Annotated in this window: 23 protein-coding genes; 16 read left to right on the top strand and 7 right to left on the bottom strand. The window is 51.7% G+C overall.

Annotated elements, in window-relative coordinates:
* Positions 1–145 precede the first annotated feature (145 nt).
* The 4 genes from HMPREF1527_RS04880 to HMPREF1527_RS04865 all read right to left on the bottom strand — a co-directional run bounded on the left by HMPREF1527_RS04880 (position 146) and on the right by HMPREF1527_RS04865 (position 5,219).
* Positions 146–2,026 (bottom strand): magnesium transporter, encoded by a 1,881-nt coding sequence (locus tag HMPREF1527_RS04880; RefSeq protein ID WP_016477595.1) that lies wholly within the window; start codon positions 2,024–2,026, stop codon positions 146–148.
* Between the two features lie 301 nt (positions 2,027–2,327).
* Positions 2,328–2,678, bottom strand: coding sequence for a cupin domain-containing protein (locus tag HMPREF1527_RS04875; protein ID WP_016477594.1), 351 nt, complete (start codon positions 2,676–2,678; stop codon positions 2,328–2,330).
* Between the two features lie 44 nt (positions 2,679–2,722).
* Complete coding sequence (gene lsrK / locus HMPREF1527_RS04870) at positions 2,723–4,285, bottom strand: autoinducer-2 kinase (protein WP_016477593.1); 1,563 nt, start codon at positions 4,283–4,285, stop codon at positions 2,723–2,725.
* 13 nt (positions 4,286–4,298) lie between these two features.
* Complete coding sequence (locus HMPREF1527_RS04865; protein WP_016477592.1) at positions 4,299–5,219, bottom strand: sugar-binding transcriptional regulator; 921 nt, start codon at positions 5,217–5,219, stop codon at positions 4,299–4,301.
* A 285-nt stretch (positions 5,220–5,504) separates the two neighbouring features.
* Here HMPREF1527_RS04865 and HMPREF1527_RS04860 point away from each other — a divergent pair, with 285 nt between their 5' ends.
* The 12 genes from HMPREF1527_RS04860 to HMPREF1527_RS04805 all read left to right on the top strand — a co-directional run bounded on the left by HMPREF1527_RS04860 (position 5,505) and on the right by HMPREF1527_RS04805 (position 20,157).
* Positions 5,505–7,142: a sugar ABC transporter ATP-binding protein gene (locus HMPREF1527_RS04860; RefSeq protein ID WP_016477591.1), complete on the top strand. Its 1,638-nt coding sequence runs from the start codon at positions 5,505–5,507 to the stop codon at positions 7,140–7,142.
* Between the two features lie 11 nt (positions 7,143–7,153).
* Positions 7,154–8,230 (top strand): ABC transporter permease, encoded by a 1,077-nt coding sequence (locus HMPREF1527_RS04855; RefSeq protein WP_016477590.1) that lies wholly within the window; start codon positions 7,154–7,156, stop codon positions 8,228–8,230.
* Positions 8,230–9,267, top strand: coding sequence for an ABC transporter permease (locus tag HMPREF1527_RS04850; RefSeq protein ID WP_016477589.1), 1,038 nt, complete (start codon positions 8,230–8,232; stop codon positions 9,265–9,267). The genes HMPREF1527_RS04855 and HMPREF1527_RS04850 overlap by 1 nt, the downstream gene beginning before the upstream one ends.
* 56 nt (positions 9,268–9,323) lie before the next feature.
* Entirely contained in the window at positions 9,324–10,451 is a 1,128-nt protein-coding gene (locus HMPREF1527_RS04845) for a substrate-binding domain-containing protein (protein ID WP_016477588.1), read from the top strand.
* A 137-nt stretch (positions 10,452–10,588) separates the two neighbouring features.
* Entirely contained in the window at positions 10,589–11,467 is an 879-nt protein-coding gene (lsrF, locus tag HMPREF1527_RS04840) for a 3-hydroxy-5-phosphonooxypentane-2,4-dione thiolase (protein ID WP_016477587.1), read from the top strand.
* Positions 11,468–11,672: 205 nt separating this feature from the next.
* A complete protein-coding gene (locus HMPREF1527_RS04835; RefSeq protein ID WP_016477586.1) occupies positions 11,673–12,998 on the top strand; it encodes a DNA recombination protein RmuC in 1,326 nt (441 codons plus the stop codon).
* A 31-nt stretch (positions 12,999–13,029) separates the two neighbouring features.
* On the top strand, positions 13,030–13,698 hold the full coding sequence (locus HMPREF1527_RS04830; RefSeq protein ID WP_016477585.1) for a transaldolase family protein: 669 nt from the start codon (positions 13,030–13,032) through the stop codon (positions 13,696–13,698).
* 330 nt (positions 13,699–14,028) lie between these two features.
* Positions 14,029–15,942, top strand: a complete 1,914-nt coding sequence (gene dnaK, locus HMPREF1527_RS04825) for a molecular chaperone DnaK (protein ID WP_016477584.1) — start codon at positions 14,029–14,031, stop codon at positions 15,940–15,942.
* 137 nt (positions 15,943–16,079) lie between these two features.
* Positions 16,080–16,982, top strand: a complete 903-nt coding sequence (grpE, locus tag HMPREF1527_RS04820; protein ID WP_016477583.1) for a nucleotide exchange factor GrpE — start codon at positions 16,080–16,082, stop codon at positions 16,980–16,982.
* Positions 16,983–17,016: 34 nt separating this feature from the next.
* Positions 17,017–17,949: a DnaJ C-terminal domain-containing protein gene (locus tag HMPREF1527_RS04815; RefSeq protein ID WP_016477582.1), complete on the top strand. Its 933-nt coding sequence runs from the start codon at positions 17,017–17,019 to the stop codon at positions 17,947–17,949.
* 3 nt (positions 17,950–17,952) lie between these two features.
* A complete protein-coding gene (locus HMPREF1527_RS04810) occupies positions 17,953–18,417 on the top strand; it encodes a heat shock protein transcriptional repressor HspR (protein ID WP_016477581.1) in 465 nt (154 codons plus the stop codon).
* Between the two features lie 105 nt (positions 18,418–18,522).
* The gene (locus HMPREF1527_RS04805; protein WP_016477580.1) at positions 18,523–20,157 is read left to right on the top strand and encodes an ABC transporter ATP-binding protein; all 1,635 of its coding nucleotides are present in this window, start codon (positions 18,523–18,525) and stop codon (positions 20,155–20,157) included.
* On the opposite strand, the gene HMPREF1527_RS08020 is transcribed toward HMPREF1527_RS04805, so the two are convergent.
* Together HMPREF1527_RS08020 and HMPREF1527_RS07790 are read right to left on the bottom strand one after the other, a co-directional pair.
* Positions 20,079–20,477 (bottom strand): ATP-binding cassette domain-containing protein, encoded by a 399-nt coding sequence (locus HMPREF1527_RS08020; RefSeq protein WP_369745300.1) that lies wholly within the window; start codon positions 20,475–20,477, stop codon positions 20,079–20,081. The two genes, HMPREF1527_RS04805 and HMPREF1527_RS08020, sit on opposite strands and share 79 nt — an antisense overlap.
* Positions 20,478–21,316: 839 nt before the next feature.
* Entirely contained in the window at positions 21,317–21,466 is a 150-nt protein-coding gene (locus tag HMPREF1527_RS07790; RefSeq protein WP_016477577.1) for a hypothetical protein, read from the bottom strand.
* A gap of 183 nt (positions 21,467–21,649) precedes the next feature.
* Between HMPREF1527_RS07790 and HMPREF1527_RS04790 the strand changes: the two genes are divergently transcribed.
* From HMPREF1527_RS04790 to HMPREF1527_RS07785, 4 genes are all read left to right on the top strand, one after another.
* Positions 21,650–21,991 (top strand): hypothetical protein, encoded by a 342-nt coding sequence (locus HMPREF1527_RS04790; protein ID WP_016477576.1) that lies wholly within the window; start codon positions 21,650–21,652, stop codon positions 21,989–21,991.
* Positions 21,975–22,421 (top strand): PIN domain-containing protein, encoded by a 447-nt coding sequence (locus HMPREF1527_RS04785; protein WP_016477575.1) that lies wholly within the window; start codon positions 21,975–21,977, stop codon positions 22,419–22,421. Before HMPREF1527_RS04790 ends, HMPREF1527_RS04785 begins: the two co-directional genes overlap by 17 nt.
* A 114-nt stretch (positions 22,422–22,535) precedes the next feature.
* The gene (clpB, locus tag HMPREF1527_RS04780) at positions 22,536–25,121 is read left to right on the top strand and encodes an ATP-dependent chaperone ClpB (RefSeq protein ID WP_016477574.1); all 2,586 of its coding nucleotides are present in this window, start codon (positions 22,536–22,538) and stop codon (positions 25,119–25,121) included.
* 58 nt (positions 25,122–25,179) lie between these two features.
* A complete protein-coding gene (locus HMPREF1527_RS07785; RefSeq protein ID WP_016477573.1) occupies positions 25,180–25,521 on the top strand; it encodes a hypothetical protein in 342 nt (113 codons plus the stop codon).
* Positions 25,522–25,769: 248 nt separating this feature from the next.
* Here HMPREF1527_RS07785 and HMPREF1527_RS04770 read toward each other — a convergent pair whose 3' ends face one another.
* Entirely contained in the window at positions 25,770–26,432 is a 663-nt protein-coding gene (locus HMPREF1527_RS04770) for a hypothetical protein (protein WP_016477572.1), read from the bottom strand.
* Between the last annotated feature and the right edge of the window lie 109 nt (positions 26,433–26,541).

Here is a 26,541-nt window from a genome sequence, read left to right as displayed (position 1 = left end):
ATGGAAGCAATGGATTTCGTACTGGATTCTGCACCCAGCGCCGTGCCAGGCTTCGCGCCCGGCTCTACGCCAGGTGCTGCACCAGGTCCTACGCCAGGCGCCGCTCCGGCACCTTGTCCTACGCCCGGTTTCATGCCGCCGCTCATTACAGTACCGTTCCCGCAACGGTCTGCAGAACGAAAAGACTGCCTGCAGCCGCCAGATACGTGACCACGGCGATGGCCATTGACGTAAGGGAAAGCGCGAAGCCTGAAGTTTCCTGGTTCTTCTCGTCACGGTGACGAAGAACAGAGAGGTAGACGGGGGTTAGAAGGAACGAGAGCAACGTTGAGATGGTTGCTGCTCCAAAGGCCGAGATGACCACATGGTGAATGGTGACGCCTGCGGGAACGTTGATGAGCCAGTTCATGATGACCGCGTCAAGACCAGCTCCGAGCGCGGCAGTGACGCCTGATACTAGAAGGCCTAAAAGCAGTGAGCGAAAACCAAAGCCCAGGATAGAAGGGGAGTCTTCGCTGCCTGGATCGTCTTCAAGGAAGAAGTTAGTAACGTAGCTGATGGTGTCATCTGCGAGGATAAGCGCGACAGGCATGGCGAGACAGGTAAAGAACACCAGCGTTGGGGCGATGCTTGTATTGAAGAACGCGGCTGCTGCTGCCGATGCTACGCCGGTGGCAATAATCCAGAAAAAAATCCAGACGTTGCGATGGAAGAACCAGATAACGTCGCGGCTGCGCTCGCTGCCCTCACTATCAGAGCTTCCTCCTGCGATTTGCAGGTCTTCAGCGTGCTCTTCTTCAAGGACGTCCAGCGCGTCGTCGACGGTAACGATACCAAGCAGGCGCTGATCGTCCGAAACAACGGGCATGGCAAGCAGATTGTATTTGGCGATATTGCGCGCGACATCCTCCTGGTCGTCTTCGGGTGACGCGGTAACAAGGTTCTTGTTGGCAATCTCATCGAGCTTTTGGCTTTGGTCAGAGACGATAAGCTGATTTAAGGTGACGATGCCCGAAAGGCGGCCGTCTGAATCTGTGAGGTAAAGATAGCGCACCGTCTCAAAGTCCTCGTCAAGGGCGCGCAGCCGCTCAAATGCGTATGCGACCGTCTGATCTTCCGGCAGTGAGAGCGCCTCCGAAGTCATAATACGACCAGCGGTATCCTCACGGTATCCCAACAGCTGGCGGATAGCGCGCTGTTCCTTGACGCCCATCAGGCGCAGGAGCTTCTCGGCACGGTCATAGCTTAGTTCGGATACCAGCTCAGCGGCATCGTCCGGATCCATCTCAGACAGGATGCGGGACGCCTCTTTTTCGTTCATGCCGCCGATGAGCTCAACGGCCATGGCGTCATCGTTGAACTCCGCCATAGCGCCGGCACGTTGCTCGTCGTCAAGTTGCGCGAAGACCTGGCTGCGCAGACGGGAGTCCAGGCGCTCGATAATGTCGGCGACATCGGCGGGGTGCAGCTCATCAAGGGTTTTGTGTGAGACGGACAGTTTGACGTTGGAGAGGTCGCGCTCCACAAGATCCATGTAGCTCCACGCGATGATGCGCTCCGGTATGGGACGACCCATGGCGCGTGCGGCCCGGATGACAATCTTTTCAAGCTTTGGTGACAGGCTGCGCAAAAGTCCCCGCACGCCCACTTCCGCGCCAAGCAAACGAAGCTGTGTTGAACTGGTGTCGGAGAGCTTGAGATCGTTTACGCGGACAACGCGAATGCCGCGCGTGTCTACTATCTGCTTGTTGAGAATGTCGCGGGCGAGAAGTACCTCATTAGGTTGCAGGTACGAGAAACGAATCTCAGTAGAGGGTACCTTCAGCTTAATGGTGTCTTCATCGTAGGATTCCACGTACTTGCGCCAGGAAATCATAAGGGGCGTGCGGCCGGGTCCCATGAATGCGAGGGAAGTGATGCGGGGAAAAACCTCGCCGGTAGCAATGCCAAGATCAGAAACGGTGCCGATCTTCTCGCCAAGTGAATCCATGACAGGATTTCCAAGAAGTTGAGAGAGATAAATCATGTGTGCTCCTTTGTGCGGCTTGCGCGCAGGCAAGCAGCGAACTTGCGATTACACCCCTAACGGTGCAATCAAGCACACCGTGAGGGGTCAGCGACTGTGAGGTCGGGGTTTCATGCTGACCTTTCTCCTTAATCTCTTTTTCTTTATGACAGGTCTCATGGCAGCGTTCTAACAACAGCTGCTCTGTCAATAATCAAGAGCATTGTAACAGCCATAAAAGGCGGCAACGGCGAGAAACTTTTGTGTTGTTTATTTTTACGATGAAGGCGCCGGTGGCCAAATCGACTTCCAGCGGGCGCCTTTAGTATTCGGGGTTATCCACCTCTACCTTGTCAGATTCCTGGAACGGAGCAAGGGTGGATATCATGACCATGGTTTCGTCGTAGGGATTGTTGACATAATGAACTTCACCAGGCTCGATGTGAATGAAGTCCCCAGCGGAAAGCGTGTGAACTTCACCATCGACAACGATATCAACCATACCGCGCAGAATATGGAAGTTCTCTTCCATGACATGATGATAATGCGCCTGGAAATTTTGCCCCGGCTGGAATTGGACGACCGCGTAATTCATACGGGGGCCTTTCATAAGGTATTTTGGTCCCGAGTCGCCAAAACGATACTCAAAATCGCTCTCATGCACGACAAACATAGACATATCCTTTCATGTGTGAGTTTTTGGATAGTAATCTGTCTTTACAGCCCCGGCGCTCTCCAGAGGCCCTTGGTTTTTCCGGCTTCAGACAATGCGAGCTGAGCCTGATACACTTCTTTCCATGTCTCATACAGTTTCTGGTAGACGGCATGATTATCCGCATTGGGCTCAAAGGTTTGTTCCCATCTGACAACACGCTTGGCTCCTTCGGCAATGCTGGGATATATGCCTACTCCGTATCCTGCGAGAATTGCCGCGCCAAGGGCTGTAGCCTCCTTGACTTCAGGGACACGAACGTGCTTGCCGCATACGTCTGCAAGAATATGGGCCCATAAGGGGCTTTTGGAAGCTCCTCCCGCAAAGACCAGTTCGTTTGGTTCGTTGCCGGTGGCGTCTTTGACCAGATCGATATGGCCTTTGACGAGAAACGCTGTGTTCTCAAGAATTGCGCGGTAGAACGTATACTTATTGAAGCGCTTGGCATCAAGCTCGAAATTAGTAAATGTAGGACTCGCGTGAGTCCAGTGAATGTAGTTCATTACATCGCTGAAGCAGCAAAGCATCCCATAGCTTCCTGCGGGGATGCGAGAAGCGCGCTCGTTCATGATGTTGTAGACATCAACGCCGCGCTTCTCGGCTTCTTCCTTTTCTGCTTGACAGAAACCGTCGCGATACCAGCGCATGACAAGTCCGGGCTTAAACGCCAGCGCCTCATATTGCCAGATTTGAGGAATAGCGTGACAGTTGACGCGTACGCGACATTTGGGGTCGACAGCACCATTGGCGGTATTGAATTCATACTGCCAAAAACTTCCGCCAAAAACGCCGGCTTGATCCGGTTTACAGGCGTTAACGCCGATCATGCCGAGCTGGCAATCTCCGCCTCCGACAACGACAGGTGTACCTTCGGCAAGACCGGTTTCGCGAGCGCCGTCGGCAGAAACGGTACCGAGAATCTGGCCACATTCGCGTACATCGCCAAAGAGATCATCACGCAGCCCGCAGCGCCGTGCTATTTCAGGGTCCCATGAGCGTTCCTTGAGATTCATGATTCCCGTGGTGCTGCCGTTGCTGGGTTCGACCGCCAGGACACCGGTCAGCTTGTAAGCCAGCCAGTCGTTGAACATACCCAGGCGTTTTGCCCGCCGATATACATCAGGCATTTTGTTTTTGACCCAAAGAAGCCGAGGCAGAGCTCCCAAGGCAAAGGTCTGGCCGCTTTCTTGGTACAATTTGCTTTCCAAGTTAGGATCCATGGCGATAAGTTCGCCGACTTCGTCAACGCTTCGGGCATCAACATTCGCACAAGCCCAAATTACCTGACCGCATTCGTCATAGAGGAGGATGCCTTCTCGCATGCAGGTGGTTGAGATACCCGCGATGTCGCAGGGATCTATTCCAGTTATCTGAAGGACTTCGCGGATGCAGGAAACCGTGAGTTCCCAGTTATGTACCCAGTCAAAATCCATGCTTCCCGGCCAGCGAGGGTCTTCACGGTGTTGCCATTCGCGTTGGGCGACGCCGATTTGTTCCCCTTCGACAGAAAAGAGCACAGCGCGTACGCTGCCGGTTCCCGCGTCAAGTGCAAGAAGATAGGTGCTCATAGCATCCTCCCAGCTAGTGTTCGATAGAAAGTAATTCTTTCGCCGTCTTGGAATCTGTGACAAGAACATTCAGATAGCCGCCACAAAGGACTGCCTTTATTGCAGCAACTTTTTCAAGCCCTCCCGCAACACCGACAACATTTTTCATACTGCGGAGTTTTTTGATATCCGTACTGATGGTGCGACTTTCTATTTCGGTTGTGATGGGCGTCCCGGTTTTGTCGTAGAAATGATTGAGGATATCACCGACCGCTCCTTGCATTTTAAGAACGGCGAGTTCTGATTCACGGATGATGCCGTTTCTCAAAACCGTTGCTCCTGCAATCGCAGCTCCGATACCGACGACGCTCATATCCGCATATTGGGTCATAGAGGAGATTTCTTGGATACTCTTCTCGCTTAAAAGAGCATCGCGGACTTCAGAAGAAGAGACGATAAGCGGCGATGGAGTGAGAAAAAGCCTCATGGCGTAGGCGGTGGAACTAACCGTGGGGAGGTAGTAGCTGACGCCGCCAGTGAGGCTGACGACATTAATCGAGGATTCAATCTCTCGGGCAAGATAACTCAACATTGAACTGACGGTATCCCCGTAGCCTATGTTGAGGTAGCCATCCGGCCGGAGATGATCTTTGACATAGAGTGCGGCGGCTCGAGCGATAGTGTTGTTTGTGGAAGCATCGTCAAAAGGAGTCGGAACAACAAAGGCGTCATTGAGGTTATACGCTGCTATGAGCTCCCGCTCAAGGCCAATGCGAGTTGTGTCGTCTTTTCTGAAATTGAATTGGATAATGCCATCGGTTCTAGCGTCTTCAAGGAGCCGAATTACCTTTGCGCGAGAAATGCTCATAGCATCTGCAATCTGATGCTGGGTGTAGTTCTCCATGTAGTAGTACCACGCTGCCTTTGCAGCAAGCGTATAGGTTCTTTCGTCCAATCGTATCCTCCTCAAATATTACTTTTGTTTTAAGTATAGACAAAAGTAATAAACTGAATTCAAGCAATAGAATACTCTATTTTCAGTAATTACTGGTAGATATAGCATAATTTATTTTTTACGGGTAGTAGTTTGTGAATACAATAGTTTTATACAAGTACAAAATACCGCTTACCGGCAACTTGTGACCGCTCAGCCCGCAAAGGCTAGGACATATAAAAGATTGTCGATATCTTCAAAGGAAAGAGTTCTGCGTGGCCGCTATCTCTGTAGGTAGGAGAATTGATGGATGATGTTTCAGATATCCATTTGGATGCAAACGATCCGAAATCGCCAATAGGATTATCGGAAAAAGATATGCGCGAGAAGCTTGATGTGCACGCTGTGGGCGAGAAAGCTAGCGCGCATGGTGAGCATGACACGCGCGAGGCTTCTGACGCGGTTGACACGCTCCTCTCTGTAAGGGGAATTCGGAAGTCATTCGGATCAAATGAAGTGCTCAAGGGAATTGATTTGGATTTGAGACCTGGCGAGGTACTGGCGCTTATTGGCGGTAACGGTTCAGGCAAGTCAACGCTTATGAAAATCATCATGGGTATCTATTCCGCAGACGAAGGAGAGATATCAATCGATCGGGTGAAAGTTGATATCTCCAATCCGAAGTCCGCGTTGGCTCACAGCATCTATATGGTTCCGCAAGAGCCAATGCTTTTCCCCAACATGAGTGTGCGCGAGAATATCACCATTGGCTTTGGAGCGCCCCAAGCTGAGCTCAACAAACTGCTTGCTGAAACTATGAAAGATATCGGCTGGGAACTTGACCTAGAGCGCAAAGCATCGACGCTTTCTATTGCAGAGCAAGGGATGGTTGAAATTCTCCGCGGCCTTATGCGTCGTTCAGAGATACTGATTTTGGACGAACCGACCTCAGCCTTAACATTTGATGAGGTCAAAAGTTTGTTCTCAGTCGTGCGAGGATTAAGACGAAAGAACATTGGCATTATCTATATCACACACCGCTTGGCGGAAGTATTCGACATTGCTACAAGTGTCGGTATCCTGCGCGATGGTGTTATGGCAATGCGTGGGGACGTGAAAGATTTTACGCGAGAAGATCTTGTGCGCGGACTGCTTCCTCCGGACGCGGCTGAAATTCGCCGAGAGACCGCCAGGGAAAGCGCGCAGATAGACTATACGGCGGAGCCTGTCTTCGAGCTGTCAGAGTTTTCAGGATACGGCTTTGCTGACGTCAGCTTCTCCATCTATCCCGGTGAAATCGTAGGCCTTGCCGGCATTGTGGGCGCTGGGCGCTCTGAGATGGCAACGACAATCTATGGTATGGACAAGACGCTTGGAGGTACTTGCGTTGTAGGCGGCAAAGATATTACAGGAGCGTCAACGAAGGATGTCATTGCTGCTGGTCTTAGTTATGTGCCAGAGGATCGCTTTAATGACGGCCTCTTCCGCATCCGCGATGTAGCGGAAAATACTACGAGTTCCCTTTTAGGCGGCGCGCTTTTGGGAAACGTGTTTCTCAACAGAAAGAAAGAGCAGGATGTTTCCAGGATGTATGTGGAAAACTTCCGAACCAAAATAACGGGACTCTCCCAAGAAGTCGGCGGCCTTTCCGGCGGCAATCAACAAAAAATCGTTATTGGCCGCGCCTTCTCTGTAAAGCCCAAGGTAGTCATATTAGATGAGCCGACACGCGGTATTGACGCGGCCGCCCGTGCCGATGTGTACTCCGTTATCCAGGAACTGCGCAGACAGGGAGTATCCATTCTCTTAATCTCTTCTGATATGGAAGAAATTATTGAACTTGCAGACCGCGCCTTTACTATGCATCGCGGCCGCATCAATCATGAATTCAAAAAATCCGGCATTACGCAGGACAATCTCATGTCCGCCGCTTTCGGCTTGTAAGGGGGTGCCTGGTGGATCTGATAAAACGCCTCATGAAAGCCCGTGGGCTCAGCAGTCTTGTCTTCTTGCTTGTGCTGTTTATTGTGGTCGGCGCTATTAACCCGGCATTTATGACACCGGCAACCATTGCCGCCTGCTTTAACACATCAGTCGTGTATACGCTCGTGGCGGTTGGCGTCGCGTTTACGCTGTTCGTTGGTGAAATCGATGTCTCCGTCGGCTCTAATCTCGGCCTTGTGGCGGCCGTGGTGGGGACTATGTTGCGTGACGGTCAACCACTTGTTGCTGCGGTAGCCGCAGGAATTGCCATTGGTGCTGTCATTGGTCTTATTAACGCCTGGGGCGTTGCTATCATGAAAGCCCCTTCGCTCATCTTTACCCTTGGTGTGAACGGCGTGCTCCGCGGTATTATCTATGTGTACACAAATGGTGCGTGGGTCGAAAATCTTCCCAAAAGCTTCAAGGATTTTTCCGCCGTAACAGGTATGGGTGACCTTACGATTTACTACTGTACTGTCATCGCCCTTGTCGTCGTTATACATCTGGCGCTCACCAAGACGCGCCGTGGCCGCTGGTTCGCAGCGGTCGGCGATAATGCTAACGGCGCCACGCTTGTAGGCATTCCAACGCTTCGGACCAAGATTTTGGCCTATGTTCTTTGCGGCGTCTTTGCTGCCGTAGGCGGAATCCTTTTCTGCAGTCGCATTGGATTCGTGACGCCTATGTCAGGTAACGGCTATGAGATGAAAGCTATCGCTGCCTGTGTTCTTGGCGGAGTGAGCCTTCTGGGAGGTGTCGGCTCTGTGCTCGGCGCTGCTGTCGGATCCGTCATCATGGCCTCTATCAGCTACCTTTTGGTCTTCATGGGCTTCTCGTCAAATTACGACAATGCTATAACCGGTGTTATTTTGATTGTCATTGTCGTTGTGGACGCGCTGCTTCAGCACAGGGCGGTTATTAAGAACCGACATGCCCGACTGAATGCTCGTGTTGCTCAGAAGCCGGCTTCAGAACAGCTTGCCGAACAGATTGCTGAATTTGGAGCGGAAGCCTTGAGTCCTTCGGGCAAGAGGGGAGGTGATCGCTGATGGGCGAGAAAATCAGGCGTCTCCTGACCCACGGACAGACAAACTGGAACCTTATCCTTATAGCGCTTCTAATAATCGAATTTGCCGTTTTTGGTTCTGCAAACGCGAAGTTTTTGCGCCCGGCGTTACTGTTTACCAGCATTAACGACAACCTTCCCGTCTTTATGATTTCGCTTTTTGTCACACTGGTTATGGTGACAGGAGGTATTGATATTCAGGTAGCGTCTCTTGTGGGTCTTACGTCCATTACCATTGGTGTCGGCTGGCAGGATTTCGGTCTTCCTATTTGGGGAGCGGTAGCGGTCGCCGTTGCTTTGGCCGTTGCCTGTGGAGCTTTGTCAGGCTTTTTCATAGCCTACTGCCGTGTTCAGGCTATGGTGGTTACGCTGGGCGGAAGCTTCTTGTATTCGGGGTTGGCGCTTTTAATCTCTACGCTTTCCAAAACGGAGAGCTATCAGGGCATCGGCGGCTTCCCGGCCGAATTCAAGTTTGTGTCAAACTTCCAGCTTTTTGGCGTTATCCCATTTCAGCTGCTGGTTTATGCGCTCATGCTTTGCATCGCCTTTATATTGCTGCACAAGACTAAGTATGGTCGGCGTATCACACTTGTAGGCGTTAACCAAAGCGCCGCGGAGTTTTCGGGCATCAATAGCCGTCGTGTAATCATGTCTACTTATATGCTGAGCGCATTGTCGGCGGCTATAGCAGGTACGGTGCTGACGGCGTATCTGGGAACCGCAAAGTCCGATCTTGGCGCTGACCTGACAATGGACATTATTACGGCGGTCGTTTTAGGAGGAACGCTCTCTACCGGCGGCAAGGGATCTATCGTGGGAACTGCTCTTGCGTCCTTCGTAATCGCGTTTTTGCGCTTCGGGCTGCCCCTGTGTTTCAAGGTGAGTCCGCAGTACCTCAATATTCCTGTTGGCATTTTGCTTGTTGTCGTCATCGTGTTTCGTTCGGCGGCAAGTGGTATGCATATCGGCACGTTTTTACAATCGCTACTCATGAGGAGTGGCAAATCAGCCGAGGCCTAACGCTTCGGGAGGCTCGTGTCCGGCATATGTCGGACACATGAAAGGGAGGTTCGACTATGCAAGATATGACTCGTCGCGGTTTTATTGGCGCAGCTGGTTTTACGGCAGTGACTGCCGGCCTCGCTCTTACAGGCTGCAATGGCGGTGGTGAAACGAAGAAAGACGATGGCGACAAGAAGCAGTCCGGTGGTGGAGACGTCAAAGGCAAGACCGTAGCGTTCATTCCAAAGGTTACCGGTAACGCTTTCTTTGAGTCCGCTAATAAGGGTGCTCAGGAGAAGTCTAAGGAATGGGGCTTCACCGTTGACTATATCGGTGACGCGACTGCATCTGTTTCTGCTCAGGTATCCGTCATTAACCAGGCAGTCGCTAACGGCGTAGATGCAATCAGCATTTCCACCGTAGATGCAAACGGCGTTTCCGATGCGCTTAAGAAGGCAACGTCTGCGGGTATCGTTGTTACCACCTGGGACTCCGACTCTAATCCCGAGGATCGCACCTTGATGGTTTCCCAAGGAACCCCCGAAATTCTTGGACAAATGCTTGTCGATATGGGCGTCGCAGGCCTTAAGGAACGCGGCAAGGATCCTGCAAAGGATGAGATTACCTACGTCTGGCACTACTCTCAGGCGACAGTTACCGACCAGAACTCTTGGCAGGTCGCTGCACAGAAGATTATCAAAGAAACCTATCCTAACTGGAAGAACGTTCACGAGAACTACTACTCCAATCAGGATGCTGAGCAGGCAATCACCATTGGCGAGGCGATTCTTGACGCCTATCCCACCATTGACCTCATTATCTGCAACGACTCCACTGCTCTTCCGGGTCAGCTCCAGGCCGCCGAGAACAAGGGCTACGACGCTCAGAAGGTAACCATTACCGGCTTTGCATCCCCGCAGTCCATCAAGTCCTACTGTGAGCATGGCACTATTTACAACTGGGGTCTTTGGGATTGCGCTGTTCAAGGCGCTATGGGCTGCTACGTTGCGGCATACCTCGCCGCTGGCAATGAAGTTAAGGTTGGCGATACCATTTCTATCCCGAGTATTGGCGATGTCAAGGTAGAGGCAAATGATTCCATTGCCGAAGGCGCCAAGACTGCCGAGAAGAACAACGGCGTAGTACTTTTGCCTGAGCGCCTGGTATTCACAAAAGAGAACATGAATAATTACGCGTTCTAGTATTCGGTTTAAGCATCCAAGCGCTTCTCGACACTGAGGTTGAGCGCTTAGACAGCTCATTTTGTTGTACCTTTCTGCGTCGCATCGGCTACTGCCTCTGCCGGTGCGTCGCAGATTCGCCTAAAGAAAGGATTCATATGGCTGATCTTGATGGCCTTAAAGTTGCTAAGGATTATCACGTTGATACTCCTTTCGCTAACGACCAAGGGTTTTATGTAAAGGGTGCGAATAATCTTGATTGGGGTATGCAGAAGCATCTTTCCAATATCTTTGACCCTAAGAGCGGCAATACGGTCATGTTCGCTTTTGATCATGGGTATTTCATGGGCTCAACGGCCGGTCTTGAGCGTCTTGACTTGCTGCTTCCGCAGCTTGCTCCCTATGTTGATTGTTTTATGGGCACGCGAGGCGCGCTTCGTAGCTGTGTTCCTCCTCAAATATCCAAAGGTATCGCGCTTCGCGTGACTTCAGGCTCTTCGATGCTCCAGGCCGATCTTTCACATGAGGTCGTTGCTGTGGATATCGAGGACACTATCCGCATGAACGCCGACTGCATGGCTGTTCAAACATTTATCGGAGCTGACGGTCAGCTTTCCAGCATTGACAATCTGAGTCAAGTGGTCAATGCCGGTTTCCATTACAGCATTCCAACACTCGGTGTTTGTGCGGTTGGCAAAGATATGGAGCGTACGGGTCGTTTCTTCAAGCTGGCTACCCGCATCATTGCTGAGATGGGCGTCCAGATTGTGAAGACTTATGACTGCGAAGACTTTGAAGAGGTTGTAGCTGCTTGTCCGGTGCCGATTGTGGTTGCCGGTGGTAAGAAGCTGCCTGAGCGCGAGGCTCTCAACCTTGCTTATGACGTTATCAGGAAGGGTGCTCGTGGTGTTGACATGGGGCGCAATATCTTCCAGAGCACCCACCCCTTACAGATGGCCGAGGCTGTTCGCAAGATTGTGCATGAAGGAGCAACTGACGCTGAGGCGTGGGAGTTCTTTGAGGACGCGACGCACTAAGCAGATTTCAACTCCGCTTCGCTAAGAGTTTTGCTATCTCCCTCTTCTCATAGCGAGAAGCGCTTGGAACCTCAGGCGCTTCTCGCTTTTTGTTTACTAAGAGTGGATCGATAGCGTTGTACCATGATGGCCGCCTTACAATGTAGGGGTATACAGGACGTGGAATTGGAATCGTCAAACAATTTGGATTGAGGCTGGGGTCAATATGCAAACAGATACGCTGATTTTGATTGTTGCTGCTGCGGCTGCTGTTATGGCCGCTATTCTTGCGGGTATGACCTGGAGCCGTACGAGAGATTCCGCGGAGACTTTCGCTTCGCTCTCCACGACTATCAGTGAAAAAATTGATTCAGAGATGAAGCACACACGAGAGCAGTCCCAGGCGTCTATTGACGTGCTTGATCGCAGACTTTCCGAAATGACAGGTAAAGTTAACGATGTGGAACGTGCGATGGGGGATTTCAGAACAAGCACAATTAAAGAACTCGGCGATGCTCGGGCTGCACAAGAGAAGAGCTACGCTGCCATGCAAACCGGCATCAGCGGGACTTTGAAGGGCGTCCAAGACAGTGTTTCTCGCCAGCTTATTGCTATTCGCGAGGACAGCAGCAGGAGCCTTGAGCAGATTCGTGCCACCGTTGACGAGAAACTCCAGAAAACGCTGAATGACCGTATCAGCGAGTCGTTTAAGCTCGTCAACGATCAGCTAGATTCTGTTTCCAAAGGGCTTGGCGAGATGCGCGGAATGGCGCAGAGTGTCGGTGATTTGCGCAAAGTCCTTTCCAACGTTAAGACCAGAGGCATTGTTGGCGAGGTGCAGCTAGGAGCAATCCTTGAGGAGGTTCTTGCTCCAGAGCAGTATGAAACCAATGTGGCGACCGTTCCCGACAGCACCAATAGGGTTGAGTTTGCCGTCAAGATTCCCGGCAAGGACGATGAGTTTGTGTACCTGCCTATTGACGCAAAATTCCCTGGCGAGGCCTACGGACACCTGGAAGATGCGAAAGAAGCCGGCGACGCCGCGGCCATTGACGTCGCTTGGAAAGAACTGGAAACTCGTCTGAAAAGTGAGGCGAAAGACATCCACGAGAAGTATGTTGCCCCGCCGGCGACCACGTCATTCGCGGTTTTGTTTTTGCCCTTTGAGGGGCTGTATGCCGAGGTAGTGAATCGCACAGGTTTGGTCGAGCAGATTCAACGGGAGTGGCATATCAATATTGCCGGTCCGTCCACTATGGCAGCACTGCTCAACGCCCTGCAGATGGGATTTCAGACCGTGGCCATTCAAAAGCGTGCGGATGAGATACAAAAGGTGCTTGCGGCGGTCAAGGCGGAGCTGCCCAAGTATCGGCGTGAGCTTGAGAAGGCGCAGAAGCAGCTGAATACGGCATCGAAGACTATCGACGGGCTTGTTGGCACACGCACGCGGGCCATGGAGAAAACTCTCAAGGGCGTGACCGCCGTTGGTTCTTTGGATGAAGCAGACGGGCTTCTCGGCATTGAAGACCAGATGGATGACGGGGACGAGTAGCTACGACAATGCATGAAAGGGCATAGCAACCATGGAATTTATTCTTGATACCGCTGATTTGGATGCTGTAAAGAAGCTCGATGAGTTACTAACTGTTGCCGGCGTGACTACCAATCCCACAATTATTGCCAAGAGTGGTAAGAGCCCTGAAGATGTTATCCGGCAATTCGCGGAGTATTTGCATCCTGAGCAGAAATTCTTTGTCCAGACAGTTTCAACAGAGTATAAAAAGATGCTGGAAGAGGCCCGTTACATTTGCAGCCTTCGTCCCAAAAACACATATGTCAAGATTCCTGTTACCCACACAGGTTACAAGGCGATAAAAAAGCTGAAATCTGAGGGTCTTGGCGTTCTGGCAACAGCCATCTATTCTGCTGATGAGGCCTTTTTGGCAGCGTTGAATGGAGCTGACTATCTGGCTCCCTATGTCAACCGCATGTGCAATTATGGCGATGGCATCGGGCAGGTCATAGATTTGCTTCAGATGCTTGAGACCCAGGGATTGAACTCGAAGGTCATTGCCGCGTCATTTAAGAATGCCGAGCAGGTTCACACTCTTATCACTGCTGGCATTCAGGCAGTGACTGTTCCACCTGAAATCGCCTATACGATGATCGGTCATCCTGGAACTGAGATTGCCGTTAAGGAGTTTACTAAGAACTGGCAGGCTACTTACGGTCGTGATTCTCTGAGAGGCTAGCAACTTGTCAGAGAACTTGTTGCACTTTCATTTCTTCATACATGAGGCGATGCTATTAGACTCTTGGTTCCGCTTTCCGTAGCTTTCCGTTTTCTCCGACTTTGAAGTTCTTTGCCTCTTCGCACCAATTTTGGCGGAGATAATTTCTCACATAAAAACCTTATACAAAGACACTTAGATTATGTATATAAACTTGACATAGGGGGAATAACCTCAACCGTAAAGCAGAAACACCGCAGGCGTGGTGTGGAGAAAAGTCCTGTTGGAGAGGTAGTTTCATAACAAGGGGCTTCTCGCCAACTGAGCCTGCAAAGGAAAGGAACACTAACTATGGGAAAGATTCTTGGTATCGACCTTGGCACCACCAACTCGGCTATGGCCGTCCTTGAGGGCGGAGAGCCGACTATTATTGTGAATGCTGAGGGAGATCGTACTACTCCGTCGGTCGTGGGCTTCCGCGCTGACGGCGACCGCATTGTTGGTAAAGCGGCAAAGAACCAGGCTGTCACCAATCCGGTGAACACTGTGTTCTCCATTAAGCGCTTCATGGGCCGCAAGTTTGACGAGGTTCAGTCCGAGATGAAGACCGTTCCGTACAAGGTCAAGTCCGGTACTGACGGTCGCGCGGTCGTGGAGATTGAGGGCACCGATTATACGCCTGAGCAAATCAGCGCCATGATTCTCTCAAAGATGAAGGCTGATGCCGAGAAGTACCTCGGTGAGAAAGTGACCGACGCTGTCATCACTGTTCCTGCCTACTTCAATGACTCTCAGCGTCAGGCAACCAAAGACGCCGGCAAGATCGCAGGCCTCAATGTCCAGCGTATCGTTAACGAGCCGACGGCGGCTGCCCTTGCTTACGGTCTTGATAAGAAAGATAAGGATCAGAAAGTCCTCGTCTTCGACCTTGGCGGCGGCACCTTTGACGTCTCGCTTCTTGACCTTGCCGACGGCGTTGTTGAGGTTCTTGCTACCAATGGCGACAACCACCTCGGTGGCGATGACTGGGACCAGCGCGTGATTGACTGGCTCGCCGATAAGTTCAACTCCGACAACGGCATCGATCTTCGCAAGGATCCTATGGCGCTTCAGCGCCTGAAGGAGGCTGCGGAGAACGCCAAGAAGGAGCTCTCAAGTGCTCAGCAAGCACAGATTAACCTGCCATTTATTACCGCTGATGCGACCGGTCCTAAGCACCTTGACTATACGCTGACTCGCGCTGAGTTTGAGCGCATTACGCGTGATCTGCTTGATCGCTGCAAGACTCCAGTAACCAAGGCACTCCAGGACGCCGGTCTCCAGATTTCCAGCGTTGATGAGGTTATTCTTGTCGGTGGCTCCACTCGTATGCCTGCCGTTCAGGATCTTGTAAAGACCATGACCGGCAAGCAGCCCAATATGTCCGTGAACCCGGACGAAGTTGTTGCTGACGGCGCGGCTGTTCAGGGCGGCGTTCTGACCGGTGACGTTTCCGGCATCCTGCTTCTGGATGTTACCCCGCTTTCCCTTGGCGTTGAGACCATGGGCGGCGTGATGACCAAGATGATTGACCGCAACACCACCATTCCGACGTCCAAGACCGAGATTTACTCCACGGCCGCTGATAACCAGACGTCCGTTGAGATTAACGTCCTGCAGGGCGAGCGCGAGATGGCTGCGGACAACAAGTCGCTCGGTAAGTTCAACCTGACCGGCATTCCGGCTGCTCGTCGTGGTACCCCGCAGATTGAGGTTACCTTTGATATCGACGCCAACGGCATCGTGAAGGTCACCGCAAAGGACAAGGCAACGGGCAAGTCCCAGGAGATTACCATCTCCGGCTCCACGGCGCTTTCTGATGACGAAGTCGATCGCATGGTCAAGGACGCCGAGTCCCACGCTGAGGAAGACAAGAAGCGTAAGGACGAGATTGAGATTCGCAACCAGACCGACTCGCTTGCGTACGGCACCGAGCAGACCCTGAAAGATCTGGGCGATAAGGTCCCCGAGGATCAGAAGAAGGCTACCGAGGAGGCCGTCGCTGAAGCACGCAAGGCGCTTGAGGGCACCGATATCGAGGCTATCAAGGCGGCTGGCGAGAAGCTCCAGGAGGTTGGACACAAGCTCGCCGAGGTGGCGTACGCTGACGCCCAGGCTCAGACCGCTGGCTCCGATAACACCTCTGCCGACAACGCCAACGCGGCTGACGGTGATGTTGAAGACGCTGATTACGAGGTTGTTGACGACGACAAGTCTCAGAACTAAGTCGCGGGCGGAAGGGCTTCTCGCCGCTGCCGTACAGCAAACGGGCGGATAGAGAGCGAGCAAAAGCAATGACGTTCGCATCGGGGAGGTGGCCGGCTTTGATTGGCTGCCTCCCTCACATATAGAAGGAGGGTGACGTGAACGTGCCAATCGATGAAGTGGGCAAAGATGCCAAGGGAGGCAATGACGCCGCTTTTGAGAATGAGAACAACGGAAGCGCTCAGACGGGTGCTGCGGGCGTAGATGGCGCTGCGGTGACTGGCGCTGCCGGCGTAGATGGTGACGCAGTAGCTGGCGCTGCCGGCGCGGTCGCTGTTGACAGCCTTGATGAGCAGGCCATGGTTGAAGAAGCTATCCGCCGCGGAGAAGAGCAGGCGGAACGCGAGATTGCGGAAGACGCCAACAAAGCGCGCGCTGAACGAGATGCTTTACAGTCTCAACTTGACTCTATGGCCGATCAGATTGAGGCTGCCAAAAAGGAGGCCTCAGAAGCTACTGACAGGTTCATGCGCTTGCAGGCTGACTGGGATAACTATCGCCGCCGTACGGCTCAGGAGCGCTTGGATGAGCGCGAGCGTGCAACGGAGAAGCTGGTAATCGAACTCCTGCCGGTCATTGATGACTTAGAGCGTGCAATAGAGCATGCCGACAATTTGACAGACTCGCAGTCGGTGCAGTTTGTTGAAGGCGTTTCGGCAGTGAAGAACAAGCTTGTGGACGTGCTCAACAAAGAGGGCGTCAACGTGATTGATCCTGCCGGCGAGGCATTTGATCCGCTGTCACATCAGGCGGTCGGCCAGGTCGAGGACGCTGAAGCCTACGATGAGAGTGTTGCGCAGGTGTATCAGAAGGGTTATCGCATGGGTGGTAAGGTTATCCGTACCGCTATGGTAACGGTAACCCACGGCGGCCCTAAGCGCCCTGAACAGGACGCGGCGGAAGCTTTCGATAGCCACGGCATGACGGGCAGCTCTGACAATGGTGCCAATGCCGACGGTTCCAAAAACGCCGAGTCCAGTGATGACAAGAGCAAGAGGTAAGTAAAGTTTTTATGAGAGGAGGTCGTGCTGAATCATGGCCGGAAAGAAAACATTTTATGACGTTCTGGGGGTGAAGCGCGACGCCTCGAAGAGCGATATTCAAAAAGCCTTTCGCAAGCTTGCTGCTAAGTATCATCCTGATGCAGGTGGCGATGAGAAAAAGTTTAAGGAGATTTCTGAGGCGTACAACACGCTCTCAGATGAGTCTAAGCGCAAGGAATACGACCAAATGCTCATGTTTGGCGGCATTCCCGGCTCGGGCTTTGGCGGTCGCGGCACGCAGGGTGGCTATACCTATACCACCAACGTTGATGGCGCCGATTTTGCCGATATTTTTGGCGGCATGGGTGGCATGGGCGGCTTTGATTTCTCGTCTATCTTCGGCGGCGGTAGAGCTACCGCTAACAGGCCGTCTGCCGGCGGAGATTTGACGATGTCCGTTCAAGTGAGCTTTAACGAAGCTCTCAAAGGTACTTCTCGCAAAGCAACCTATCGCATCCCTTCAACGGGAGAGGAGCAGACGCTTACTATCAAAGTGCCTGCGGGCGCTTATGACGGCATGAAACTCAGGTATAAGAAGCGCGGTGAGTACGGGAGCAACGGCGGACAGCGTGGCAACTTGGTGGTTTCCATTAAAGTTGATGAGCATCCGCTGTTTAAGCGTGACGGCGCGGACGTGCGTATGGAGCTGCCTATCAGCATGTATGAAGCAGCTTTGGGCGCGACGGTTGAGGTGCCTACGCCTGACGGAACAACGGTCCGCCTGAAGGTTCCCGCCGGTACGCAGAACGGCAAGACGTTCAGGTTCCGTGAGCTGGGCGCGCCGCGCGTGAAGAATCCGGAGTCCCGTGGCGCTTTGTACGTGTCGGTCAAGGTAAAAATTCCTACAAGACTGACCAAAAAGGAGCGCGAAGCGTTGGAATCTTTGAAGAATGACGACGCGCGTAGCTACCGAAAGGATGTGTAAGCGATGGCGCGCAAGAGTGACGAGAATCGCAAAAGTCGGGAAAGTCGCAATAAGCCGCTGTATATGATCAGCGTTGCAGCCGAGCTCACCGGCATGCATCCGCAGACGCTGCGCGTGTATGAGCAGAAAGGCCTGGTCAATCCGGGCCGATCTCGCGGCAATACCCGTCTGTACTCGCGTGCGGATATCGACCGGCTCAATCTTGTGGCAAAGCTGACAGACGAGGGCATCAATCTTGCCGGCGTTGTGCGCATCCTTGATATGCGTGAGCGCGCTGTCGAGAAGGACGATGAGATCGATGAGCTCCGCGCTCGCGTTCGTGAGCTTGAAGATGAGCTGCATGAATATAAAATGCGCGAGCGCATCACTTCGCTTGCCCGCTACGAGGAGTCAAGTCCCGAGCAGATCATGCAGCGTCTTTTAGGCATGTCTTCAGATTCTGATCCTGAGGATACGAAAGAGGTATAGTGCCTATAGTCTCGGGAGAAGAAGAGCGAGTTAGGACGCAAAGGCCATAGAGGCGTGCACCATAGGGATGCGCACCGCAGGCTAACTTCGGAGAAGGGGAAGTGCATGCTGAGATATCTCTATCTGAATCAAAAAGGCAAACTCATTCTCTTTGTTGTTTTCTCCCTCCTAAGCAGTTTGTTTGAAATAGCGCTTTCATATGTGATGCTGCAGTCCGTTGACCTTGCCGTGAGCGGTCAGCTTTCGGATGCCTTGAACTACGGGCTTTGGTTTGCCCTGTATATTGCTTGTTACTTCTTTGTGGATCTGCTCTGCAGGCACCTTCGCTGGGCGGTGCTTCGCGGCAGCCAGACAAACTTGCGTGATGATCTTATGCAACAGATCCTCAAGCAGCCTGTTCCTGAATTTCATACGCACAATACTGCTCAGTGGCTTTCCGTACTTACCAATGATCTTGATCTGCTTGACGAGACCTATTTTCGTGTCTTTGTCGATACGCTGGTGGATATTTTCTCCGGCGTCGTCAGCTTGGCGATCCTTCTGTTCATATCACCGTGGCTTGCACTCTTTATTCTCGCTATGATCGCCGTTCAGATGCTGATTCCTAAGTTTATGGCGCCTCGTATTTCCAAAAGGCGAGCAGAGCAGTCTAAGTCGGCAGAGCGTTTTACGGTCACCGCCAACGAGCATCTTGAGGGCTTTGACCTCCTGAGAAGCTTCCATCTTAGTGAGGCTTCGCGAGAGGCAATGAGTGAGGCAAACCGGAGTTGGGAAGAGAGCAGGTTTCAGGCGCGCTATGTGAGTTCGCTGGCACGCCTGCTTTCCTTTACCGTAGGCCAGATCATCTACATCGGCATTTACTTCATCGGAGCCATCCTCACTCTTCAAGGTCTGATGACAGTCGGCATGATGGTGGCGGCTTCTCAGCTTGTGGTCTACATTGCAAGCCCCATCCAAAATGTCAGCGATGCCATCACTGATATGCGTGGCGCCAAGGAGATCATCAGGAAGTTCCGCGCTCTTCTCGATAGGAAGGACTCTGCTGAAGACGGAACAAGAGATATCCCCTCGCAGTTCTCAAGCCTTACTGCAGACCATGTTTTTTACAGTTACGATAAAGAGCGTCCTATCCTATCGGATATCAGCTTCAGCCTTGAGCGCGGCGGCAAGTATCTTCTTGAAGGTGATTCCGGAAGTGGCAAGACCACACTGATCCAGCTGCTGACCGATGTGCTGCAGCCGGATAAAGGACAGATCCTTTTGGACGGACATCCTATCAAAGAGTATAAAAGCGAGAAGTACGCTCGCTTTATCATCCCCTGTTCTCAGCAGACCTTCATTTTCAACGCAAGTATCCGAGACAATATCACTTTATTCCAGAAGACTTTTAGCGACGAAGAGGTAATTGTTGCTCTCAAGCAATCGGGCTTTGAGGAGATCCTCACGCGATATCCGGAGGGCCTAGATCACCTGATCAACCAGTCGGGAAGCAGTCTTTCCGGGGGAGAGAGGCAAAGACTGGCGCTTGCTCGCATCTTCCTCTTCAAGCCTCAGATTGTGATCTATGACGAAAGCTTTGCGCACCTGGACGCCGCATCGGTTCAAAGTTTGATCGATACGGTGATGGCGGATACAGACAGGACCGTTATCATGACGTCCCATCAGGTAACGTCCGAGATCAGAAAGCGTTTCCGGTCTCTTGCTTTGTTGAATGGAAGATCTGGAGCGAAACATACCTGAGGGCAGCACGAGATTGCTTCGGCACGTATGTAATCCAAATTACACTTTTCGATGGGTATATTGTTATACCTTACTTTGCCTTCTGATGTATACAGTCCAAGTATCAAGTACAGTAGCGATGTCTTGCCTTGTCCATTTTCTCCCACTATGCAGTATGTACCGGGACCAGAAAACTCAAAAGAGAAGTCATCTAGAACCTTTTGGACAGATCCGTCTGGAAGAGTAACCGAGAATACTAAATCGGATATCGAAATGCGTTTTATCTCATCAATCTCTACCAAATCGTTCTGTTTCTGTGTCAATCTGGGTTTATCTTCCATCACCGCGGCCATTAAGAGAATAAGGCAGAAAAGATCCCTATTGAAGCTACCAGAAGAGCAAATAGTACGGCGTCCTCTTCGCTGCGGTTGCCGAGAATAAAATCCAAAAGTTTCCCGCTTACATACGGCATGGTATAGGTAAAAGCAATTCCTACCACTGTAATAAAAACAAAGATGAAGGATCCTTTTGTTCTAATAAACTTCGAAATTACATAACGAATCACGAAACCACCAAATCTACCTGCCGTAGAGCATCAATCTCTGATTTTATAACAACACGGCGGAAGCGGAGGCTAATCAAAGGAATCGCTTTCCAAAGTCTTGTCTCTTGGCTAGCTTAGATTCAAATCCTTTTTATAAAGAAGTCAAAGTCGTTTGATCCTCATCCGATATACGTTTAGTAATTGAGCAGTCAGGATACTTCCTCAGCCGCTCGATCGTATCAGTTTATTGGATTGTTACTTATCCAATAAGTATTCGGAACTTTGGTGCAAGTAACATCTTTCATGACCATGGCCGAAATGTAAATACCATGACTGTAGCCAAAGCAACACCTACACCAACAACCATCACAACAGCTGCCAAAACAAAAACAAGCGAAGTCATATTTTCGATTACGAAAGCACAGACACCCATAAGAGTAGCGCCGACACCAATCAGTAGCGCTCCGAAACCGACCAATCTAGCTACAAACGAGAGTCTACTTCTCGGAACTTGAACAATATGATAGCTGTGGATTAGGCTAGGATTACCTGTCTTCACCATTACAGCCCCAATAAGGAGAAAACAAATTCCTACACCTATACCAAGAATGCCTACACTAAACGACTTGGAAATCATTATTCCTGTTGACCATCCTGCTCGCTAAGAGGAAATGCCACCACAAATGTAAGAACAGCAAGTTCGTAGTCAGCCGCTACGGTTACCCCAACCGCAACATTGGCTCCAAACACTGCGTTATACATGCTTAGCCAAGTTTCCGTGTTCACCTAAGTTCCTAGAGGCGAAGCTCCCGTTGGGTTTAGGTTGTCCACTTGAGGTTTCTCATACATTTACTTTAACATTACATAGAGCAAAAGTCACGAGATGCAAATCTCATTCAACACTCCCATTCTTGACATAGTTGTAATACACGAATACACTGTTGTTCATGGGTTTTGTAAGGAGGAGCTATGGATAGCATCGTAACTGCTCGCATTCCCGTTGAGGTAAAAAATCAGGTTTCCGGGATCCTTGAGTCCCTTGGATCAAATACCACAAAGCTCATCAATGCTGCCTTTGATTATGTCCTTGCTACCGGAGAACTTCCCTGTGCCGAGAAGTCCGTTAAGTCCAAACCTTCTTCCAAGACAAAGATTCGTAAATTGAGCAAGGGAGATCAAGAAGACCTTGCGCGGCTTTTTAAGAAGATCTCGATTCCTGCTCCTGCATCGTTTTGGAAGGAAGTAGGAGGCAGCACATACAAAGAGGCAGTTAGCGAGTGGAAGACGAAAGACTATGAGACTCTTGGTTGATACCAACGTGCTTCTAGACATCTTTCTGGCGAGAGAGCCCTTTGTTGCAGATGCAAGAAAGCTGCTTGTCATGGAGCAATTCCGTGATGCGGAGCTGTGGACATCAGCTCAGTCGTATACCGATCTGTTTTATATCGGCTCCAAAGCGCACGGTCCTGAGCACATGCAAGAGATAATAAAAGAAGCCCTTCCCCTATTCAAGATCTGTTCTCTAGATCAAACAGATATTCGCGCTGCGCTTGCCGCAGGCTGGAAAGATTTTGAGGATTGTCTTATCTGGCGTGTCGCAAAGAAGGTGAAAGCGGACTATATCATTACGAGAAATATGCGCGACTTCTCTCATTCAGATATTCCAGCGCTTACTCCTTCCGAGTTCTTCTCGCGCATTGAATCTGAGCTTCACCTTGCCTATGATGGGGTACCAGTCTAACGTCTGGGCTACTACTCTAAAATCTAATACATTGACACTTAGATTTTCTGTATATCTCCCTATAAATCGGGAACAATACGTTCTGATAAACATCGAATACAAGGGGATGATTATATGAGAATTGATAAGTGGGCAGTAACTGCCCAAGAGGCGCTGCAAGGGGCTTTGAGCATCGCAAGTGATGCCGAGGCTTCCGAGATAGCTCCTATACATTTGCTTAAGGCGTTGCTTGACAGCAATGAGCGTAATCTCCGTTCTATTTTGGAGAAGGTCGGCGCTGATCCTGAGGCTATAGAAGCCCAGACGGATGACGCTATCGGCCGTGCGCCTCATGTAAGCGGGGGAACGCAGATCGGTCTTGGGAATGACCTGGTCAAAGTGACCAACGAGGCTGAAAAGCTTGCCACTAAACTGGGAGATTCCTATGTGACGTCTGAACATCTGCTGACAGCGCTGGCTAACGACAAGTCTGAGGCCGGCCGTATCTTACGCGATGCCGGCGTGACTGCTAAGCGCGTGGAAGAGGTCTACAATGAGCTCCGCGGTGATGAACGTGTGACTTCGCAAGATGCGAAGCCTGAGTTTGAAGCGCTGGAACATTACGGCCGCAACGTGACAGATCTCGCTCGTCAGGGCAAACTTGATCCGGTCATCGGTCGTGTGGAAGAGATTCGCCGCACCATCCAGGTGCTGAGTCGCCGCACCAAGAACAACCCCGTGCTTATCGGTGAGCCTGGCGTTGGCAAAACCGCCATCGTTGAAGGACTGGCGGAGCGCATAGTATCCGGAGACGTTCCCTCGACACTGCGCGATAAAGAGTTGGTTGAACTTGACATGTCAGCGCTGGTAGCAGGAGCAAAGTATCGCGGCGAGTTTGAGGACCGCTTGAAGAGCGTGGTGAAAGAGGTCAGCAAGTCCGACGGTCATATCATTCTCTTCATTGACGAGCTCCACACCATTGTGGGTGCGGGCGCTACTGAGGGTTCCATGGATGCCGGCAATATCCTGAAACCGGCGCTTGCCCGCGGTGAGCTGCGCGCTATTGGCGCCACTACGCTTGACGAGTACCGTAAATACATCGAGAAGGACGCGGCCTTGGCACGCCGATTCCAGACCGTGCTGGTCTCCGAACCCTCCGTTGAGGACACTATCTCAATCTTGCGTGGTCTGAAGGAAAAGTACGAGCAGCATCATCGCGTCCGCATTACGGACTCCGCGCTCGTGGCAGCCGCCGATCTCTCGAACCGCTACATTTCTGATCGTTTCATGCCTGATAAGGCTATCGACCTGGTTGATGAGGCAGCAAGCCGCCTGCGCATGGAGCTTGATTCGATGCCTTCCGATATCGATGCTGTGGATCGCCAGCTGACTCAGATGCAGATCGAGGAGCAGGCGCTCATGAAGGAAGAGGACGCCGCATCAAAGGAGCGTCTTGAGGCTCTGCGTGAGGAAATTGCCACAACGCGAGAAAAACTTGATGGCATGAAGGCTAACTGGCAAAACGAGCGCAGCGCTATTGATAAGGTTCAGGAGCTCAAGGCTCAGATGGATGATGCCCGTACGCAAATGGATCGTGCTACCCGTGACGGAGACCTTGCACGTGCCTCCGAGCTTCGTTACAGCACGATCCCCGAGCTTCAGCGTCAATATGATGAAGCCGAGAAGGCGCTTCTCGCCAAGCAGGAAGATGGCGGACTCCTGAAAGAGGAAGTCACCACAGATGAGATCGCTGAGGTGGTGTCATCGTGGACCGGCGTGCCCGTGTCCAAGATGATGCAGGGCGAGATGGACAAGCTCAAAAATCTTGAGAGCCAGCTTCACCTGCGCGTCATTGGTCAGGACGAAGCGGTATCTGCGGTTTCGGCAGCGGTCCGCAGGAGCCGTGCAGGCCTTGCTGATCCTAATCGTCCGCTGGGCAGCTTCTTCTTTTTGGGGCCGACCGGCGTTGGCAAGACCGAGCTGGCAAAGGCGCTGGCAGAGCTACTCTTTGACGATGAGCGTTCGTTGGTTCGTATTGACATGTCCGAGTACATGGAGAAATTCTCGGTGCAGCGTTTGATTGGTGCTCCTCCCGGATATGTGGGATATGACGAGGGCGGCCAGCTTACCGAGGCCGTGCGGCGTCATCCGTACTCCGTGGTGCTCCTGGACGAGATGGAAAAGGCCCATCCAGATGTATTCAATGTGCTTTTGCAGGTGCTTGATGACGGTCGCCTGACGGACGGACAAGGCCGCGTGGTGAGCTTCAAGAATACGATCATCATCATGACCAGCAACGTTGGCTCCCAGTTCATTGCTGGGGCGGGTGCTTCCGGAATGAACGAAGAGACGCGTAAGCAGGTTATGGACGCGCTGCGAGGCGCATTCCGCCCGGAGTTTTTGAACCGTATCGATGACGTGGTTATCTTCCAGCCGCTTGGCTTGAACGATATCGAGAAGATTGTGGACATCCAACTTAAGGACGTCCGTGCACGTCTGGCGCGGGAGCGCATGACACTTAAGCTCTCTGATGCCGCAGTGCAATCCCTGGCGCTCGACGGTTTGGACCCTGTGTACGGCGCGCGTCCTTTGAAGCGGTTGATTCAGCGGCGCGTTGTTGACCAGGTGGCAAACCTCATCATTGCCGGCGAGCTTCATGAGGGCGACACTGTCCTCATTGATACCGACGATGACGGGAACCTTGTGGCACATCGCGCTTAGCGTGAGATTGGCGCATTGTGGCGAGAAGGGCAGTGGAAGTGAAGCGAGGAGGCTGCGCGTGAAGCGTGATTGCGTGAAAGACAACCTGACAAACGTTGACGACGCATCCCAAGAAACTCTTCGTGACACTGTTGTTGTGAACGATGGTAGGAAATCCACGCCCTTCTCGCCAGGGGCATTGGCACAGGGCAAGAATTCCGCGCAAAAGAATTCTGCGAAAAAGAATTCTGCGAAAAAGAATTCTGCGAAAAGGCCAAACGTACATAGGCCTGTCAAAAAGGTACAGGCGCAGCGGTCGGAATATATTCGTGCTGAAAACGAAGACGATGATGGGTATGATCCCTATTCCGACCGTCGCCCTGAGCCCGAGCCGCTGTTTGAGCGGGATCCCTGGATGTAAGGGTTTTGTGCTGTAGGCGTGCTAGTTTTGGCGCACTAACTGTCGTGCGAATAGATACAATTCCTAAATGTTGGCTCTGTCCCATAATTGTGGTACAGAGCCAACATAGCCAAATATCAATTTGATTTCTTTGAGTTGCCGTCAAATGAACAGTTCATCGAATGAGTAGCTTGCTAAGCGGATGTTGTAAGGCTATTGTTGTGAGGCTATATACGATGCGTGCACGCTTCGCTACCTGACCCGCTTCGCTACCTGACAGCAGATCCCCAGTTGGCTGACATCCATGTCCACAGGAAATATGCGACGATGGCAATAATGACAAGCACTACAACAGCCGCAATCAGAGAACCCGCGTGCATACGACGTTCCTTCTTTACGAAGATATCGCGCTGCCCCTTAGGGACTTGCAGGTATTGTCCGTAATGGAGATCTTTTCTGAGCTGCGCGATCTCAGCGTTGGATCGTTTCCAACTTCTGCTGCTGTGGCCATGATGCACCTTGCCAATGGTAAAGCTGGATTCATGAGCGGCAGAGGCTTCATCTTCTTCACCATGGGCAAAGTCGTTGATGGGTTCTACAGTCTTGTGCGCTCGACGCTTACGAACATAATGCGTGCCCTTGTGTGCATCATCGGCGGAGAGCTCGTTATGGCCGTGATCATGAGACGGTGCAATGTCATCCTCAAGAGTTTCTTCAAAGGAAGTCTCTCCGGAAAAAGCCTCAATCGTTTCGTATTCTTCTTCGACTGCCTGCTCAGCGGTATCAGTATGTTCTGCATCGAAATGGTGGCTCGATGGAGCTTCTTGGCCCGATGAAGTCTCTTGGGGAATAGTATGAGTCATTGATTCCTCATCAAGTATCTGGCCCGCGTCAGCAGGGAGCTTTTCATGAGAATTTGTAGTTTGGTCCACGTTAACCTCCGTGGTTGAGCGGTTACCCATTGCACTATTCTAATCCATGGGCGCCCAGCTGTCTTGCGATGAGTTAAAAGAGGGGTTTAGAACTTGAGGATGATCTGAA

Source organism: Atopobium sp. oral taxon 199 str. F0494, from assembly GCF_000411555.1.
Classification (GTDB): Bacteria; Actinomycetota; Coriobacteriia; order Coriobacteriales; family Atopobiaceae; genus Lancefieldella.
The sequence above is the reverse complement of the archived record's forward strand: the minus strand, read 5'-3'. Positions and strand labels throughout refer to the sequence as shown.